We start from the raw sequence: 18,139 nt of genomic DNA, 5'->3' as shown, positions 1-18,139 counted from the left end.
CAATATTGATAAAGGATTTAGTAGTTCCAGTTCACGCTGAAACCAAACGTTACAGGATCGGTTTTGAAGCCGTCCGGTTTCGACAGAGGCATTCCGGCAAACAAGTCGTAACTGACACCGGCGGGCGTGATGCCGCCGCGCAGCCCGATGACGCCACCCGCCAGATGACGTCCCAGTGGCCCACCCTGTGAGGCACTGTTGCCCCCTACCTCGCCATAGTCGGCACCCAGGTAGAGTTCCTGCGCAGGCAGCGGTGTCTGCCAGGCCAGCGTGTTCTGAACGGTCCAGCCCCGGCTGGCACTCAGGGTGCGTTCACCATCAAAACCGCGCACGGTCCAGCGGTTGCCAATCGCGAACTCATCCTGCGCTGTCAGTGGGGTGTTGCTCATCTGGCGACGATATTGGATGTTGTAACTTAAATGCTGATTACCCAGTGCGAACGGCGTGGTGAGTCCCGCCTGCCAGGTCAGAATTTTTGATAACGCGGTGGCATAGGTGGAATCCTGATATGACTCCTCCCAGGCGGGCAGCGCGCCGAACCAGCGCGTGCCGCGCTGATAACTGACACCGGCGTCCAGCGTGGCGGCGCCGATATAGTGCCGGTGCGACAGGCCGAGTCGCCATGCGCTGGTACGGCGCTGCTGGCTGGTAATTTCGGTGTCGTTGATGAAGTTGCGTGACGCTTTGACCAGCACATCAGCGCTGACGGTGGTTCTGGCGGTCGCATTGCGGTAGATCACCCGACTGGCCTGAACATCCAGCGATCGGCTCTTACCGGCGTAGAGAAAGTCGCGGCTGTAACCGGCAACCGTCTGATGATAATCGTAGTCGCTGGCGGTAACGCCAAACAGCCAGTAGCCCAGAGGTACCGAGTAGTGTCCTGACAGACTTTTGCTGCTTTTTCTGCCCGCAAATCCCAGGTCGCGGCTGGCGGTCAGGTAGAAGAGATCGCTGAGGGAGGTGGGATTATCCAGCGCCAGCATGATCCCGCTCTGGTAACGCCCGGTACTTTCGGTGCCCGAGTCATCCAGCCATGCGCCGAGTCGCCAGAAACGATGCTGCGTGCGTTCAATCACAATGTCACTTTCACCCGGATTGAGGCCAGGGCGCAGCGCCATGTGCGCCTCTACCGTCGGCAGACGCTGCAGGTTCTCCAGCCCCTGTTCAATATCCCGCAAATCCAGCAGATTGCCGGCATGAGCGGGTAATGTCGGCCACAGGCTGACGTAGCGTGATGAGGCGGGTGACAGTTCCACATTACGGATCCGGCCGGGCACAATCAGCAGCTGCAACACGCCCTGACGCAGATCCTGCTGCGGAGCCAGTACGCGCGTTGTCACCCAGCCGTGATTAATCAGCCGGTTTTGCAGCGTGCCCATTAACTGGCTAATCCCTTTTACGCCGAGACAGTGACCATTAGCCTGACTGGCGAGACGTTGCAGAGGCACCCAGTGCGGCAGCGCATCCTGCCCGGACAGGCTGACCTTCTGAATAACAAAACAGGGGGTTTCCTGCGGAAACTTAAGACGGGAAGGTGACGGAACCGTTTCTGAGAGACGCACATCAGGCACCTGCGGCATCAGCCGCTGCTGACGCGCTTTCTGTTGCGCCTGCTGATGCTGCAATTGCTCATCACCGGGTGCCGCCTGCACCGTGTGCACTGCCAGGGCGTTGATCAACAGCGCACCGGGCAGAAGTGCCAGCGCTGCGAGAAGTCCATTTTTATCGGGCCGCATAACCTGTCCATGTGGTTAAGATATTACAAAATGTATATAGCTGCTTACTCTGCGCGCATTATGCCGCCGCAATCTTAAACCTCAAGAAAAAATGCAGAAAAACTTACATAAAACTTACAATAGCAAACTGCACGCCCCATTTAAAAACGTACCATCCCTGACCAGAAATCCGCTCATAGCAGGGACAGAAGCCTGTTCAGCCGTGCATCAGCTCGTGTTGAATCGTCGACGCAGCAAGCTGGGTAAAATCTGCAGCCCGGATGTTCCGACTTAAATGGATGTCGGACACGCTGGAAAGAGGGTCCACGATTAAATCTGACCACCCGGACTTACCTCTTATTTAAGATGGCACGTAATTCCAGTCCCCCTTCCCTGTCAGCGGGCGATCGCTACAGGCAATTCATTAAGCCGTGTTAATCAATGTATTAATGCTGGCGAGATGAAGGTCTTTTTCTGCTGCAGGAATCGGTTTCAGCCACTTTTCAGGGCATAAAAAAGCCCCCTCAGAATGGAGGAGGCTCAGCCTTTACCAGATTAAGCGCAGTTGCTTAGTGCAGCTTAAGCCGCGGGCGGATAACCCGGTTGATGCTGCCGACCAGCATCATCAGGCCGGTTTTGAAATAGCCGTGCAGTGCGATCTGGTGCATACGATAAAGAGAGATGTAGACAAAGCGCGCAATGCGCCCTTCCACCATCATTGAACCGCGCATCAGGTTGCCCATCAGGCTGCCGACCGTACTGAAGCGGGAGAGCGACACCAGCGAACCATGATCTTTGTAGACATAAGCCTTCAGCGGTTTGCCGTGGCGCTGCGCCAGGATGTTGTCCATTGCGCGTGAGGCCATCTGGTGCGCTGACTGGGCACGAGGCGGCACAAAGCCGCCGCCCGGCAATGCGCAGGAGGCGCAGTCGCCAATGGCGTAGATGTCATCATCCAGCGTAGTCTGCAGCGTCTCTTTTACCACCAGCTGATTGATGCGGTTGGTTTCCAGTCCGCCAATCTCTTTCAGGAAGTCCGGCGCTTTGATGCCCGCCGCCCAGACCATCAGATCGGCTTCAATAAACTCACCGCCTTTGGTATTCAGGCCATTCTGCTCAGCGCTGGTAACCATGGTCTGTGTCAGAACGCGCACGCCCAGTTTGGTCAGCTCCTGATGCGCTGCAGCAGAGATGCGCGGTGGCAGTGCAGGCAGAATACGTTCGCCCGCTTCGACCAGCGTTACGTTCAGCGCTTCGCGTCCCAGCCCTTTAAAACCGTAACTGTGCAGCTGTTTGACCGCATTGTGCAGCTCCGCTGACAGCTCAACGCCCGTTGCACCGCCGCCCACGATGGCGATGTTAACTTTCTCGACCTTACCTTCGCTGGCAGAGAATTTCAGGAACAGGTTGAGCATTTCGTTGTGGAAACGGCGTGCCTGATGCGGATTGTCCAGGAAGATGCAGTGATCTTTGACGCCCGGCGTGCCGAAATCATTTGAGGTGCTGCCCAGCGCCATCACCAGCTGGTCATAGGCCACTTCACGCTGTGGCACCAGCACTTCGCCCTGTGCGTTCAGCACTTCGGCCAGACGGATCACTTTGCGGCTGCGATCGATGTCGGTAAGCGAACCCAACTGGAACTCGAAACCGTGATTGCGGGCATGAGCAAGATAGCTCAGCGCATCAATGCCTTCATCCATCGAACCGGTAGCAACTTCGTGCAGCAACGGCTTCCACAGATGGCTGTGGTTACGATCCACCAGGATAATCTCGGCCTTCTTTTTACGACCCAGTTTATGACCCAGCTGCGTCGCCATTTCAAGGCCGCCCGCTCCCCCTCCGACAATAACAATTCTCTTAACAGACGTAGTCAACAAAGACCCCCTCAAATTGTGAACCAAAAGTTAACCAAAGGTTAAATTAAACCTTAAGAAACATAGGGTTGGCGAAGTTAAAATCGCTATCTGCTCGCAGAATAGCATGGCGGGAAGAGGAGAACATAAGAATATTGATATACATCAAAGCGGGGAAATAAAACTCGGATAATTACGTAATGAAAACAGGCACCTTGCGGTGCCTGTCCTGCTTAACCTAATGTTTTGAAAGCTTTTATCCGCTGAAGATGTGGGGATATGTTTTTGAATTTATGCCCTTCTGTCTCGTCCCAGACAATTTCATAGAAGGGATGCAGCTGCCCGGCGGTGCGCTGGCTGTCCAGCGCCTCATCCTGACGGGAGAGAAAGGTCAGACAGCGGTCACGATTGCGTTCGCGAAAATCGCTGACGCACTTGGTGGCGATGTCCTGATACTCTTCTGGCCGGTCAATCTTCCCTTCCATGTTCTCCTGCGGAAAGAGGTTGGGATTGAAGATTGCCTGCCGGATACCACACAGAAAACCGATGCGCTCTGACCAGAAGCCGCCCAGCCCGACGCCGCAAATCAGCGCACGATTGTCGTCGGAGAGCGTCAGCATTTTATCGGTCTCTTTCAACAGAAACTGCATGTCATGTTTAGGATGGAGGGTGCTGTAACTGAGCAACCTGACATCAGGATCGATAAATTGCAGTTGCAGCACCTTTTCGTGATTGCCCGGACTACTGGAATCAAAACCGTGCAGATAGATGATCATGATAATCCTCAGGTTAGTGATAGCGCCGGGCAGTCACTGCTTACCACGACGCTTTGTGAGCCAGCCAGCGTTCCTGAAGTGCACTCAGTTGCTGGGCATTGTTTTTCCAGCGATGCGTTGCCTGCAGCTCATCGCGGGTGAACCTGCCCTGATGATACAGCTGCGTAATCCGCTCTGACCCGACCGGGATCAGGTTATCCAGCACGCTAATGGCACCCTGACGCTGATTGCAGACCAGAATCATGTCACAACCGGCAGAAAGAGACTGCTGCGCCCGCTCAGGATAGCTGCCCATCACGGCGGCGCCCTCCATTGAGAGATCGTCGGAGAAAATCACACCGTCGAAGCCCAGTTGCTCACGCAGCACGGTTTTGAGCCAGTAGGGCGAACCACTGGCGGGCAGCGGATCAACGTCAGTGTAGATAACATGTGCAGGCATAATCGCATCCAGTGCCTGCTCGGTAATCAGCTTGCTGAAAATCGCCATGTCGTGCTCACGCAGCGTCTTTTCATCGCGTGGATCGCGTGGCGTCTCTTTATGCGAATCAGCGCTGACCGCGCCATGTCCCGGAAAATGTTTGCCGGTCGTTTTCATGCCTGCCTCATGCATCCCCGCAATAAAGCGGCGGGCAACAGCAAGCGCGATGGACGGATCGGCATGGAAAGAACGATCGCCAATCGCAGCACTGATATGACCAATGTCGAGCACCGGCGCGAAGCTGATATCGATATCCATGGCAATCATCTCGGCTGCCATCTGCCAGCCCGCCTGCTGCGCCATTTCACCGGCGGTTTCTGCATCGTGAAGCGCCGCAAAAGATTGCATGGCGGGCAGTTGGGTAAAGCCGTCACGGAAACGCTGCACGCGACCGCCCTCCTGGTCCACCGCAATCACCAGCCGGGCGTGAGAGGCCGCGCGGATCTGCCGCACCAGCTCTGCCAGCTGGGCCGGGTCGTGATAGTTTCGGGCAAATAAAATTAAGCCGCCTACCAGTGGATGCTTAAGGATCTCGCGCTCTTCGCCATCCAGTTCATAACCCTCAACGTCGAGCATCAGCGGGCCGGGTAAATGTGATCTCATAACCTGAATCCTGTAGCGTTACGCACCTGCATAACGCGATTAAATCTGTTCCCAGCTCTGTCGGGCCAGCTGGTGTAATGTGTCGTCGTCACCCTGACCGGCACGCAGCTGATACCAGCTGGCCATCAGCAGACGCAGCCACGGTTGCCAGCGTCTGACCTGCTGCACCAGCACCGGAAGCGGCAGCTGCATCGCTGCGGCGTACTCTGCCAGCCAGTCGATCTGATGCGGCGGATCGCTGGCACAGACGGCCGCCAGCTCCAGCGCCACATCGCCATCAGCGGCATATTCCCAGTCGATCAGACGCAGGCCCTCCGGGCTCTGTATGACATTTCCGGCATGCAGATCCATGTGCAGCGGTGCCAGCCTTAATGGCTGAGGTTCGCCCTGCTGCGTCAGACGTCTGAGCGCCCGCAGCCAGCGGTGATGCCGCTGTGGCGAGAGCTGCCAGTAGCGCCATAACAGCGGCAACAACTGCAGACGATAGCCGGTTAACGGCTGCTGATGCAGCTGCCGCAGCAGTGCCACAATCTGCGGACGCTGCTGGATGAAGCGTTGTTCATCCAGCGCGTCGCCTGCGCACCAGGTCAGCACAATGCCCTGACGATGACCAGCAACGGGCTGCGGTGCCAGTCCGCTGGCTCGCATTTTTCGCAACAGCCGGAATTCGCGCTGGCGATCCACAAATGGAATTGCCGGTTGTGGCGCAGCCCGCGCGATGAAGGTACCGCGCGAGCTGACAATCTTCTGACTGTGACCGGTCAGACCGGCCAGCGGGATAGTTGATACCTTTCCTGGCTCGCCGGTCGCCTGCTGAATTATCCGCTGAAAGACGGGATTAATTCTGTGCAATGCCGTTGCCGGACCAGATGATCTCACCAGTCTGAACCAGCATCAGCTGCATCTGCAGAGCTGGCGCTTTAACATCGCCGCGTGCGTTACTGTAGAGCACATACTGGGCATTAACGTTGCGTGCCAGACCAATCGCTTTGCTGCGCGAGTTCAGGCTGTCCTCCGGCGATAATCCCAGCGTCTGCTTGGCCTGCGCCAACTGATCGGCAGAAACCAGCGTGAATTTGCCATTGTTGTTCAGCGCATTCTGGATAGCCGCTGTTGCTTTCTCGCTTTGCAGCGCGCCATTGGTGCTGTTTTTGATGCGGTCGACCAGCAACACGCTACCCGGCTCGGCGCTGGCGGCCTGCAACATCTGCGCCACCAGCGGCTGTACGCTGGCATCCCAGTTGATAGTGACCAGCTTCGGTGGCTGTGGCACAGGCTGAGGCTGCGGTTGTGGCACCGGCTCAGGTTGCGGAACAGGCTGCACCGGCTCGGCTGGCTGGGTCGGTTCAACCGTGGCGGGCTGCTGCTGTTTCACTACACAGCCGGTCAGAATGAGCGCCATCAGGAGCGCTCCGGTACGATTAACACTGCGTATCACGTAGAAAATCCTTAAAGATAGAGATAAAGACGAACCTTGCTGGCAGTCAGGTTACCCAGCTGCGAGGTGGCGACAATACTGCCCTGCGCCGGAACGGTAACGGTCTGCGCCGGTTCCTGCGGGGTGATTTCCAGACCTTTGTCGTCATACCAGTAATAACGATAGTGCACAACGACCGGTGTTTCGCGCTGATTATAGAGCACGCTGGTGGCTCGTTTCAGTCCATCGTTCTCATCCAGCGTCGGTTCATCGGTAATGATCCCTGCTGACAGCACAGAAGACTCCATCACCAGCGATTGTGAAGTATTGATCATCGGTTTTTCACTGCTGCAGGCCGTCAGGCAGAGCAGGATCGGCAGGCCAGTCAGCCAGGATCGCATAGCTTTTTTCCGTTATCAGGTCAGTCTGAGAGCATCGGGCCCAGCGGTTCGCCGCCCAGCAGATGCATATGGATGTGATAGACCTCCTGACCACCATGTTGATTGCAATTCACAATCAGCCGATAACCATTCTGATCGATCCCTTCCTGACGGGCGATTTTCGCTGCGGTGGTAAACATACGTCCCAGCGCATGCTCATGGGCCGCTTCCGCCTCGTTGACCGTTGGGATCAGCACATTTGGCACGATTAAAATATGGGTCGGTGCTTTAGGCGAAATGTCGCGGAAAGCCGTAACCAGTTCATCCTGATAAACCACATCAGCGGGGATTTCGCGGCGGATAATTTTACTAAAAATGGTTTCTTCAGCCATGGTGCAATTCCTTGAGCCTGAGTCGTAATCAATCAGTATGCGGGAGAAATTTGTTTTCTTTCAACCTCAGTACCACTTTTCTTGCATTGTTCGCCTGCCTTTGCAGCAGCTCCTCTCCTCTGTCACCTGAACAGCATTCCAGATGCTCGCAAGCTGCCTGCCATACCAGCAAAATGAAACGCTGTTTTATAAATTAGAATTTCGCCACCCTTTTCTTTATATGGCTGCCACTTCAGCCCAGGCGTTAGCCAAATTGCGAAGGTTTAGCCGCCCGGTCAGCTCTACTTTGCTAACCAGTCCGGGTGAGAAGTCCGGCGTCACCAGGGATATACCGCCATATAACATCAAGGAGCATTAGCCATGCGCTCACGTAAAATTGGTCTTGGCCACTATCTGGCCTATGGTTCCGGAGATTTTCTCGGAGCAGGCACCACGGCGCTCACAGCCGCCTGGTTGCTCTATTTTTATACCACCTTCTGTGGATTAACCCCGATTCAGGCCACCTTAATCTTTGCTACCGCTCGCGTGCTGGATGCCGTGGTCAGCCCGCTCATGGGCTTTATTACCGACAACTTTGGCTCAACCTGGCTGGGCAAACGCTTTGGCCGCCGCAAATTCTTTATCCTGTTAGGCATACCCTGTGTATTCAGTTATAGCCTGATGTGGGTCAGCGACATGAGCTTCTGGTGGTATCTCTGCACTTACCTGCTGTTTGATATCGTCTATACCATGATCCTGGTACCTTATGAAACGCTGGTCCCGGAAATGACTGACGATTTCAAACAGAAAACCCGGTTCTCCGGCGCGCGTATTGGTCTGGCGCAGCTCTCAGCCATTCTGGCCGCATTTTTACCCGGCATTTTACTGGGTATGCTGGGCAAAGATAATCCCGACTCCTTTTTCTACGCCAGCCTGGTGTTCTCGGTAATCTGCGCACTGGTGCTGACGCTGGTGTGGTGCTTTACCTGGGAACGTCACCCGGATGATTTCTCTGCCGAGTCGCGGCGTGCTGAGCAGGAAAAACAGCAGCTGACGCTGATGCAGAACCTTAAACGGCTCTATGTTGAGCTGGCCTCAACTTTACGTATTCGCATCTTCCGCCAGCACCTTGGCATGTACCTCGGCGGCTATATCGCCCAGGATGTGTTTAATGCCGTCTTTACCTGGTATGTGGTGTTTGTGCTGATGCAGAGTGCTCAGGTTGCCTCCAGCCTGATGGGCACCATGGCAGTGCTGCAGTTTATTGCTGTGATGGCGATGATCCCGCTCTGTATCCGCATGGGGCCTGCACCTGCCTACCGTCTGGTGGCCATCCTGTTTGGCCTGGCGTCGCTCTCCTATGCCGGATTGTGGTATGCCGGCATGAACGACAACATGTCACTGCTGTTAGTGATCTCTGCCCTGGCAGGTCTGGGACGTGGCGGCATTAACTATGTGCCATGGAACACCTACACCTATATCGCGGATGTCGATGAGGCCATCACGGGTCAGCGCCGTGAAGGCATTTTTGCCGGCATTATGACCCTGACGCGTAAAGCGTCTCAGGCGGGTGCCGTCATGCTGGTCGGTATCGTGCTGCAGCTCTCTGGTTTTGTCTCTGGCCAGGCAACCCAGGTACCCGGCGTCAGCCACACCATCCTGGCGATCCTGAGTATCGGTACAGTGGCCGTTCTGGCCTGCGGCTTTATCGTGTCACTGCGCTTTAAACTTAATCTGCAGACCCATACTGTCCTGCGCCAGGAAACGCTGAAAATGCGTGAAGCGGACCGCATCGTGCCGGAAAGCATCACCCCGGAAGCACGCGGGATAGTTGAAACACTGGCTGGCATGCCTTACGAAAATCTGTGGGGCAACAATAACATTGGCTTCCTTAACCGGAATAAGCCAGCGCCGGAAAAATTGTCCGCGCATCCCTCTTTACACCCTTCTATAAACTCGACCTTAAAACGACAGGAATAAACCATGACTGTATTTCCCGTTAAACACAGCAAATTATTGTGCCAACCTGAGCATCTGCTGCCACGCAGCGAACTGGTACAGCTGATTCAAAAGCTGACACAAAATCTGGTTAACATCACCGATGAGACAGGCGAATTTTTATTGCGGCTGGACGATGGCCGGGTGATTGATACCAAAGGCTGGGCGGGTTGGGAATGGACACATGGCATCGGTCTGTATGGCATGTTGCACTACTATCAGCAAACCGGCGACCAGCAGACGCTGGCGATCATTGATGAATGGTTCACTGAGCGTCTGGCGGAAGGAACGCCGACCAAAAATGTGAATACCGTTTGTCCTTTTCTGACGCTGGCTTACCGTTATGAAGAGACCGGTAACCCGGCCTGGGTGCCGGTACTTGAGCGCTGGGCTGAGTGGGTCATGTATGAAATGCCGCGCACCGAACAGGGCGGCCTGCAGCACATCGTCTATAACAATGAAAACACCCAGCAGCTCTGGGACGATACGCTGATGATGAGCGTCATGGCGCTGGCCAAAATCGGCCAGTTGCTGAAACGCGATGAGTGGGTTGAAGAAGCGAGCTATCAGTTCCTGCTGCACACCCAGTATCTGATGGATCGTGAAACCGGCTTATGGTTTCACGGCTGGAACTTCGACGGTCGCCATAACTTTGCTGATGCACGCTGGGCGCGTGGCAACAGCTGGGTGACGATTGTGATTCCTGACTTCCTGGAGATGATGAACTGGCCTGAGCATCACGCGACCCGCCGCTTCCTGCAGCAGGTTCTGGAGACCCAGGTCAAAGCGCTTAAGGCCTGTCAGCACAGCAGCGGCTTGTGGCACACTCTGCTTGATGACCCGAACAGCTACCCGGAAGCCTCTGCCACGGCAGGATTTGCCTATGGCATTCTGAAAGGGGTTCGCAAGCGCTATCTCCCCGCGGAGTATCTGGAGGTAGCAGAAAAAGCGCTGCGCGGCGTGATTGCGAATATCGATGACGATGGCGAGCTGAAACAGGTTTCCTTTGGAACCGCGATGGGCAGTGACCTGGACTACTACCGCACTGTTCCTCTCACCTCAATGCCTTACGGTCAGGCGATGGCCCTGCTCTGCCTGACTGAGTACTTGCGCGTTTACCTGTAACACGCGCCCCAAAAAAAAGCCCCGCTTAGCGGGGCTTTTTCATTTCGCTGAATCATTACATGCTGCGGATGTAATCATCCATATCGGTTTTCAGGTTATCGGATTTAGTCCCGAAAATTGCCTGCACACCGGAACCGGCTACCACCACGCCACGGGCGCCGAGGTTTTTCAGTTCAGTCTGATCCACTTTAGCCACATCAGCGACGCTGACGCGTAAACGGGTGATACAGGCATCCAGGTTAGTGATGTTCTCTTTACCACCAAACGCCGCCACCAGTTTGCCCGCCATCTCTGTACCGGTCGCGGTAGATTGCTCGCTGTTGCTGCTCTCTTCACGGCCAGGCGTTTTCAGATCCAGTTTGGCGATCAGCACGCGGAATATGGTGTAGTAAATCAGGCCGTAGATGATACCGATAATCGGGAACAGCCAGATTTTGCTGCTGTTGCCGCTCAGCACGATAAAGTCGATAAGACCGTGTGAGAAACTGGTGCCATCACGCATACCGAGCAGGATACAGATTGGGAATGCCAGACCTGCCAGCAGCGCATGGATCACATACAGGATCGGTGCGACGAACATGAATGAGAATTCAATCGGTTCGGTGATACCGGTCAGGAATGCGGTCAGCGCGGCGGAGATCATAATCCCCCCCACTTTAGCGCGATTTTCAGGCTTCGCTGAATGCCAGATAGCAATCGCTGCCGCTGGCAGACCGTACATTTTGAACAGGAAGCCGCCTGAGAGTTTACCTGCGGTCGGGTCACCCGCCATATAGCGTGGGATATCACCGTGGAACACCTGACCTGCCGCATTGGTGTATTCACCAATCTGCATCTGGAAAGGAACGTTCCAGATATGATGCAGACCAAACGGCACCAGTGCGCGTTCGATTACGCCATAAATACCAAAGGCGACAACCGGGTTCTGATAGGCCGCCCACTGCGAGAATTCCTGAATCGCGGAACCAATCGGTGGCCAGATAAAGGAGAGCAGCACGCCGAGAATGATAGCGGCCAGACCGGAAATAATCGGCACAAAACGTTTACCGGCAAAGAAACCCAGATATTCCGGCAGTTTAATGCGATAGAAGCGGTTAAACATATAGGCGGCGATGGAACCCGCGATAATACCGCCCAGTACCCCGGTGTCGGCGAGGTGTTTAGCCTCGATCTCTGCCGCAGGCATATGCAGCACCAGCGGCGCAACCACCGCCAGGGTTTTCACCATGATGCCATAGGCAACAACTGCTGCCAGCGCCGAAACGCCATCGTTATTGGTAAAGCCCAGCGCCACACCGATAGCAAAAATCAGCGGCATGTTGGCGAACACCGATCCACCCGCTTCCGCCATTACATGCGAAACCACTGCAGGTAACCAGCTGAAATTGGCTGAACCGACCCCTAACAAAATACCGGCAATCGGCAGAACCGATACCGGCAGCATCAGCGATTTACCGACCTTTTGAAGGTTGGCAAAAGCATTTTTGAACATAGCGTGAAGCTCCTGAGTATGAGTGCATATTTGCGCAGTGCGCGTGGCAAAGAGGGAGGATTCTTTGCCGGGCTGGCGGTGACCGCCTTTTGATTTATTACGAAGGGTAAAATAAATCCCCTTTTGTTACTTTGATGGCTATCACGTTTCGACAATCACAGGGGCGCACTTTACGAAATTTCTCACTGACGTGCATCGGTAATTGACGATAAAAAGCTGACCCTGTCTGAAAAAACAGGGTCATATAGGCAGGTTACAGATTAATTACAGAGGCTGAAATAAAAGCCGATCAGGCGCCGAGCTGGCTCATCGGGATATGGAACAGCGTTGAGAAATTTTGCGTGGTGGCGGCAGCCAGCGTTTCCACATCGACACCTTTCAGTACCGCCAGGTAATCGGCAACATCGCGCGTATAAGCAGGCTGATTCTCTTTGCCACGATACGGCACGGGTGCCAGATAAGGTGAATCCGTTTCCACCAGCATCCGGTCCAGCGGCACATAACGCGCAGCTTCGCGTAGCTGTTCAGCATTACGGAAGGTGACGATCCCGGAAAAGGAGATATAAAAGCCCATATCGAGCAGCTTAGCGGCGGTGGGCTGATCCTCAGTGAAACAGTGCAGCACGCCGCCGCAGCGCTGAACCTGCTCTTCACGCAGAATCGCCAGCGTATCTTCGCGCGCATCACGGGTGTGGACGATGATCGGCTTATTCAGCGCGATCCCGGTTCGGATATGTTCCCGGAATGAGCGCTGCTGCTGATCTTTGGTCTCTGGCTGATAGTGATAATCCAGCCCGGTTTCACCGAGCGCTACCACCTGAGGATCGGCAGAGAGCCGGCGAAACTCTTCAACGTCATAAGCCTCTTCCTGATTCAGCGGATGCACGCCGCAGGAGAGCGCAATATTTTTCCGCTCGCCGACCAGGCTCTTCAGGGTATGGAAACCCGGCAGCGTAGTGGCGATAGCCAGCATAAATTTCACATCACGTGCCGCCGCTTTAGCGATCACATCATCAAGGTCACGATGGTTCTTTTCATAATCCAGGCCATCGAGATGGCAATGGGAATCCACAATAAACATAATTACTCTCAGATAGGTTTAGCCGACCAGCGCAGGCTTCTGTTGGTCCGCCCAGCTCAGAAGCTGATCGGTCAGCAATAATTCGCGATTCACTGACGCCACATGCAGTAACTGCTCGCGACAGCGCATCCATGCCAGGGTACTGCTGTTGAGTGCGCTGGCTGAAAAGTATCCGGCCAGCAACTGCACCACATCCTGGCGGTCAATATTACTCAGCCACTGACCTGCATTTTGCTGCCATTTCATCGCATCCAGCAGTAAAGAGAGCAGCCAGCCGATACGTGCTGCCGCATCGTCAGCATTCAGCGCAGGTAACAGTTGCAGGATGTCCTGCTGCAATGCCGCGGGCAGCGCATCGCAGAGCTTTTGGCGCGCCTGCCACGGCCCGTTTTCCAGCAGGCTCAGCGCCGCGCCCGGCGCGCCTGCGCTCAGGCGTAGCGCCGCCAGCAGCATCTGTTCATCATGCGAGGACTGCTTCTTCAGCCAGAGCAGGCTTTGTCCTTCATCGGGTGGCGTCAGATGCAGCGTCATGCAGCGACTGCGCAGTGTGGCCAGCAGACGTGACGGATCGCGGCTGCTGAGGAAGAACCAGCTGTTGGCTGGCGGCTCTTCCAGCGTTTTCAGCAGGGCGTTAGCGGCCGCTTCCGAAAGCTGTGCAGCATCCGGCAGCCAGACCACTTTCGCGCCGCCCTGCTGGCCAAAGTGATACATTTTTTCTGTCACCTGCCGCACCGCATCGATGCCCAGGGTACTTTTGCCCTTCTCCGCCTCTAACCGATACCAGTCAGGGTGAGTATTAGCCTGCATCAGCTGGCAACCGTGGCACGCTCCGCAACTTTTCAGTCCATCCGGCTGCTGGCACATCAGCCAGCGGCTCATCCCCCAGACCAGCGCGTCATCGCCCATGCCAGCCATCGCCTGGATCAACAGCGCATGATGGGCGCGATTTTCCTGATGCTGGCCAATCACCTGGCGATAAGGCTGATTCAGCCACGGATACCAGTTCATCACGCCTGCTCCGCCAGCCAGCTCTCCAGCGCCAGCTGAAGTGACGCTGTCACCTCGGTCAGCGACTGAGTGGCGTCGATGATCAGGATAGTGGGATCTTCTGCAGCAAGGGCCAGATAGCGCGCTCGGGTACGTTCAAAGAAGCGCAGCGACTCCTGCTCAATACGATCCAGCTCACCGCGCGCACGGGCGCGCTGCAGACCGATCTCAGGCGTGACATCAAGATAGAGCGTCAGATCGGGACGAAAATCGCCTAATACCGCATCGCGCAGCGTCTGCATCAGTCCGCTGTCAAGACCCCGACCGCCACCCTGATAAGCCTGCGAGGAGAGATCGTGACGATCGCCGATTACCCAGGCACCGCGAGCCAGCGCCGGTTTGATTACGGTCTCTACCAGCTGAACCCGTGCGGCATAGAGCATCAGCAGTTCGGCTTTATCCGTCACCTGCTCACCTTCAATACCCTGCTTAACCAAAACCCGAAGCTGTTCTGCCAGCGGCGTACCGCCAGGCTCGCGGGTAAAGACCAGATCACTGATACCACGGGCATGCAGTGTAGCGACAATGGCGTCGCGCGCGGTGGTTTTTCCGGCGCCTTCCAGGCCTTCAATGACGATAAACTTACTGTTCATTTTTTTCCTTCAGCGTCTGCCGGTAGACCTGCACCGCCTTGTTATGGCTGGCGAGGTTGGTGGTAAACGTATGTCCGCCCTTGCCGTCTGCAACAAAGTAGAGATAGTTCGTTTTCTCGGGATGGGCCGCTGCCTGCAATGAGGCTTTGCCCGGCATCGCGATCGGTCCAGGCGGCAGGCCATTAATAATATAGGTATTGTACGCGCTGGCCGTCTCAAGATCTTTGCGGGTCAGTGTACCGTTATAGCTGTCACCCATGCCATAGATCACCGTGGGATCGGTCTGCAAACGCATACCTGTGCGCAGGCGATTAATAAACACCGAGGCCACGCGCGCGCGCTCTTCGCTGACGCCGGTCTCTTTCTCGATGATCGAGGCCATGGTCACCAGATCTTGTGGCGTTTTGTAAGGCAGATTATCCGCCCGTCCCTGCCACACCTCATCGATGGTTTTCTTCATCCGAGCATGCGCACGTTGCAGCAGCGCCATATCAGTCGTGTTGGCGGTGTAGAGATACGTGTCCGGAAAGAAGTTGCCCTCCAGTTGCTCTGGCTCCACGTTGAGTGCGCTGGCAAGGGTGGCGAACTGATCATCTTTCAGAGTGTGGCGGATATAGGGCGCTTTACGCAGCTCGCTGAGCCACTCTTTCAGCCTCTGCCCCTCCACAAACCGCACAGGGAACTGCGCCTCTTTACCACTGGCCAGCAGCTGTAACAGCGCGCGCACGGTCATGGTCGGTTCAAGGCGATAGGTGCCCGCCTTAAAGGTCGCCAGCTCCGGCTCCAGACGCAGCAGCGCGCCAAACCAGATACTGCGCGGAATGATGTTTTTCTCTTCCAGCTGCGCCTGGAGTGCGACCCGGCCTGTACCGGCTGGCAATGTGTAGATAGTTTCCTGATTAATGGTCAACGGGGTGGCCGCAAACTGCTTAACCTGCCAGTAACTCAGCACAGCCGCGAGACCCACAATCGCCAGCAGGCTGACGAGAATTTTTTTGCTTCGAATCATGATGCATCCATTATCTTTTTACAGCTAGCGTGCAACTGATTAAACAGCGAGCGCTCAGTAAACTGTACGGCTTCTATCTGTCGGACCGGCAGAACCGGCATCAGCGCGTTACATATCACCACTTCATCAGCATCCAGCAGCTGTGCCGGTTCGCTTTTTATCACCTGACAAGCGTGACCTGCTGCTGCAAGTTGCGCCATCAGACTTCGCCGCATAATGCCGTCCACGCCTGACGCGGATACATCGGGCGTAAAAATTTGTCCGCCCTGCCGCCAGAATAAATTGGCCGCACAGCATTCCACCACCCAACCTTCAGTGTCAAGCACCAGCGCCTCGTCAGCGTCTGTCTGGTCAAGATGAGCCCGAATCATCACCTGCTCCAGACGGTTAAGGTGCTTGATACCGGCAAACTGCGGGTTTCGCGCCAGACGAACCGGACTCAGCCGGAGTGAAGCACCATGCTGCTGTAACCCGGCGTAGTGTTGCGGCCAGGGCGCTAATGAGACGATGCGCGTGGGTTCACCACAGCCCAGCCGGCTATAACCCCGTCCGCCGCTGCCCGCGCTGATGATGACTTTCAGCACTGCCTGCGCCTGCTCCTGTGCGGCCTGTCTCATCTCAGCCTCCAGCTGATCCCAGTCGACGCCGCCGATCCATAACCGCTCGCAGCCTGCTTTAAGGCGCAGCAGATGGCTCTCCAGCAGCAGGATTTTACCCTGAAGGACGGCGGCGGTGGTAAAGCAGCCATCGCCGAACTGCATGCCGCGGTCGCTGGCAGCCAGCGTCGATTGTTTGACTCCGTTAATCCACATCATTCTCTCCTGAGCGTGAGACGTGATTTCAGCGCATTTTGCAGGATAAAAAAAGGCCCGCATCGCGGGCCTTTTTAGCAATCTGCAACGATTACACTTTACGGAAGATCAACGAACCGTTGGTTCCGCCGAAACCAAAGGAGTTACACAGCGTGTACTCCAGTCCAGGAACCTGACGCGCGGTGTGCGGCACGAAGTCGAGATCGCAGCCCTCATCCGGATTGTCCAGGTTAATGGTCGGTGGAACGGCCTGGTCGCGCAGTGCCAGAATCGAGTAAATCGATTCTACCGCACCTGCGGCACCCAGTAAGTGTCCGGTCATTGATTTGGTTGAGCTGACCATGACGCTGCTGGCTGCTGCCCCAAAGACCGATTTCACCGCCTGCGCTTCAGCTTTATCACCGGCTGGCGTGGAGGTGCCGTGTGCGTTGACATAGCCGATCTGCTCTGGCGTAAGCTGAGCATCACGCAGCGCATTGATCATTGCCGCCGCTGCACCCGAACCATCTTCTGGTGGTGACGTCATGTGGTAGGCATCGCTGCTCATACCGAAACCTACGATTTCTGCGTAGATTTTCGCACCACGTTTCTTCGCATGTTCGTACTCTTCGAGCACCACAATGCCAGCGCCGTCACCCAGCACAAAACCATCACGATCTTTATCCCACGGGCGGCTGGCCGCTTGCGGGTTGTCGTTACGGGTTGAGAGGGCGCGTGCTGCACCAAAACCACCGACGCCTAATGGCGTGCTGGCTTTCTCTGTGCCACCCGCCAGCATCACGTCAGCATCGTTATAGGCGATGATACGTGCGGCATGACCGATGTTATGCACACCAGAGGTACAGGCTGTCGCGATAGAGATGCTTGGACCTTTCAGGCCATACATGATGCTGAGATGACCCGCCACCATGTTAACGATGGTTGAAGGCACAAAGAATGGGCTGATTTTACGCGGGCCGCCGTTGACCAGTGAGGTATGATTCTCTTCAATCAGACCTAAGCCACCGATGCCGGAGCCAATTGCTGCGCCCATACGGCTTGCATTTTCATCGGTAATAACCAGACCGCTGTCCTGCATGGCCTGCATACCGGCCACAATGCCGTACTGGATGAAGGCATCCATCTTGCGCTGATCTTTGCGCGAGATGTAGTCATCACAATTAAAATCTCTTACCAGACCTGCAAAACGGGTTGCATAAGCACTGGTATCAAAATGGTCGATCAGGGTAATGCCGCTCTGACCGGCAAGGAGAGCACTCCAGGTAGACTCTACGGTATTGCCGACAGGAGACAACATGCCAAGACCAGTCACAACTACACGACGCTTAGACACGTTCGTCCTCCAGGGAGGGGAAATAGGGAACTATGTGGGACAAACAAAAAAATCAG

Annotated in this window: 17 protein-coding genes; 2 read left to right on the top strand and 15 right to left on the bottom strand. The window is 55.6% G+C overall.

What is annotated here, in order from left to right; genetic code table 11:
- Nucleotides 1-17 precede the first annotated feature (17 nt).
- The 8 genes from AC6I8E_RS07240 to hinT all read right to left on the bottom strand — a co-directional run bounded on the left by AC6I8E_RS07240 (nucleotide 18) and on the right by hinT (nucleotide 7,614).
- Entirely contained in the window at nucleotides 18-1,736 is a 1,719-nt protein-coding gene (locus tag AC6I8E_RS07240; protein ID WP_497824599.1) for a ShlB/FhaC/HecB family hemolysin secretion/activation protein, read from the bottom strand.
- A 548-nt stretch (nucleotides 1,737-2,284) separates the two neighbouring features.
- Nucleotides 2,285-3,589 (bottom strand): NAD(P)/FAD-dependent oxidoreductase, encoded by a 1,305-nt coding sequence (locus AC6I8E_RS07235; RefSeq protein ID WP_013357471.1) that lies wholly within the window; start codon nucleotides 3,587-3,589, stop codon nucleotides 2,285-2,287.
- A gap of 212 nt (nucleotides 3,590-3,801) precedes the next feature.
- Nucleotides 3,802-4,344, bottom strand: a complete 543-nt coding sequence (gene ycfP / locus AC6I8E_RS07230) for an alpha/beta hydrolase YcfP (protein WP_497824598.1) — start codon at nucleotides 4,342-4,344, stop codon at nucleotides 3,802-3,804.
- Nucleotides 4,345-4,384: 40 nt separating this feature from the next.
- The gene (nagZ, locus tag AC6I8E_RS07225; RefSeq protein ID WP_497824597.1) at nucleotides 4,385-5,425 is read right to left on the bottom strand and encodes a beta-N-acetylhexosaminidase; all 1,041 of its coding nucleotides are present in this window, start codon (nucleotides 5,423-5,425) and stop codon (nucleotides 4,385-4,387) included.
- A 39-nt stretch (nucleotides 5,426-5,464) separates the two neighbouring features.
- The gene (gene thiK / locus AC6I8E_RS07220) at nucleotides 5,465-6,247 is read right to left on the bottom strand and encodes a thiamine kinase (protein ID WP_497824691.1); all 783 of its coding nucleotides are present in this window, start codon (nucleotides 6,245-6,247) and stop codon (nucleotides 5,465-5,467) included.
- A 16-nt stretch (nucleotides 6,248-6,263) separates the two neighbouring features.
- Entirely contained in the window at nucleotides 6,264-6,863 is a 600-nt protein-coding gene (gene lpoB, locus AC6I8E_RS07215) for a penicillin-binding protein activator LpoB (protein WP_033782651.1), read from the bottom strand.
- 11 nt (nucleotides 6,864-6,874) lie between these two features.
- Entirely contained in the window at nucleotides 6,875-7,243 is a 369-nt protein-coding gene (locus AC6I8E_RS07210) for a YcfL family putative periplasmic lipoprotein (RefSeq protein ID WP_033732268.1), read from the bottom strand.
- Nucleotides 7,244-7,263: 20 nt separating this feature from the next.
- The gene (gene hinT / locus AC6I8E_RS07205) at nucleotides 7,264-7,614 is read right to left on the bottom strand and encodes a purine nucleoside phosphoramidase (protein ID WP_013357465.1); all 351 of its coding nucleotides are present in this window, start codon (nucleotides 7,612-7,614) and stop codon (nucleotides 7,264-7,266) included.
- Between the two features lie 360 nt (nucleotides 7,615-7,974).
- On the opposite strand from hinT, the gene AC6I8E_RS07200 reads away from it, so the two are divergent.
- A complete protein-coding gene (locus tag AC6I8E_RS07200) occupies nucleotides 7,975-9,573 on the top strand; it encodes an MFS transporter (RefSeq protein ID WP_095707377.1) in 1,599 nt (532 codons plus the stop codon).
- Nucleotides 9,574-9,576: 3 nt separating this feature from the next.
- A complete protein-coding gene (bglB, locus tag AC6I8E_RS07195; protein ID WP_013357463.1) occupies nucleotides 9,577-10,716 on the top strand; it encodes a beta-galactosidase BglB in 1,140 nt (379 codons plus the stop codon).
- A 55-nt stretch (nucleotides 10,717-10,771) separates the two neighbouring features.
- Here bglB and ptsG read toward each other — a convergent pair whose 3' ends face one another.
- The 7 genes from ptsG to fabF form a co-directional block, all read right to left on the bottom strand.
- Nucleotides 10,772-12,208: a PTS glucose transporter subunit IIBC gene (gene ptsG / locus AC6I8E_RS07190; RefSeq protein ID WP_095707379.1), complete on the bottom strand. Its 1,437-nt coding sequence runs from the start codon at nucleotides 12,206-12,208 to the stop codon at nucleotides 10,772-10,774.
- 289 nt (nucleotides 12,209-12,497) lie between these two features.
- Nucleotides 12,498-13,289 (bottom strand): metal-dependent hydrolase, encoded by a 792-nt coding sequence (locus AC6I8E_RS07185; RefSeq protein ID WP_497824596.1) that lies wholly within the window; start codon nucleotides 13,287-13,289, stop codon nucleotides 12,498-12,500.
- A gap of 18 nt (nucleotides 13,290-13,307) precedes the next feature.
- A complete protein-coding gene (holB, locus tag AC6I8E_RS07180) occupies nucleotides 13,308-14,297 on the bottom strand; it encodes a DNA polymerase III subunit delta' (RefSeq protein WP_033782647.1) in 990 nt (329 codons plus the stop codon).
- Nucleotides 14,297-14,929, bottom strand: coding sequence for a dTMP kinase (gene tmk, locus AC6I8E_RS07175; RefSeq protein WP_497824595.1), 633 nt, complete (start codon nucleotides 14,927-14,929; stop codon nucleotides 14,297-14,299). Before tmk ends, holB begins: the two co-directional genes overlap by 1 nt.
- Nucleotides 14,919-15,938, bottom strand: coding sequence for a cell division protein YceG (yceG, locus tag AC6I8E_RS07170; protein WP_370421518.1), 1,020 nt, complete (start codon nucleotides 15,936-15,938; stop codon nucleotides 14,919-14,921). Before yceG ends, tmk begins: the two co-directional genes overlap by 11 nt.
- Nucleotides 15,935-16,750, bottom strand: coding sequence for an aminodeoxychorismate lyase (gene pabC, locus AC6I8E_RS07165; protein WP_370426808.1), 816 nt, complete (start codon nucleotides 16,748-16,750; stop codon nucleotides 15,935-15,937). The genes yceG and pabC overlap by 4 nt, the downstream gene beginning before the upstream one ends.
- A 91-nt stretch (nucleotides 16,751-16,841) precedes the next feature.
- Nucleotides 16,842-18,083, bottom strand: a complete 1,242-nt coding sequence (gene fabF, locus AC6I8E_RS07160; protein WP_033782642.1) for a beta-ketoacyl-ACP synthase II — start codon at nucleotides 18,081-18,083, stop codon at nucleotides 16,842-16,844.
- Nucleotides 18,084-18,139 lie beyond the last annotated feature (56 nt).

This window comes from Pantoea sp. X-Soil-YNGN-785, assembly GCF_059730585.1.
This window is presented reverse-complemented; position numbering and strand designations above follow the sequence as displayed.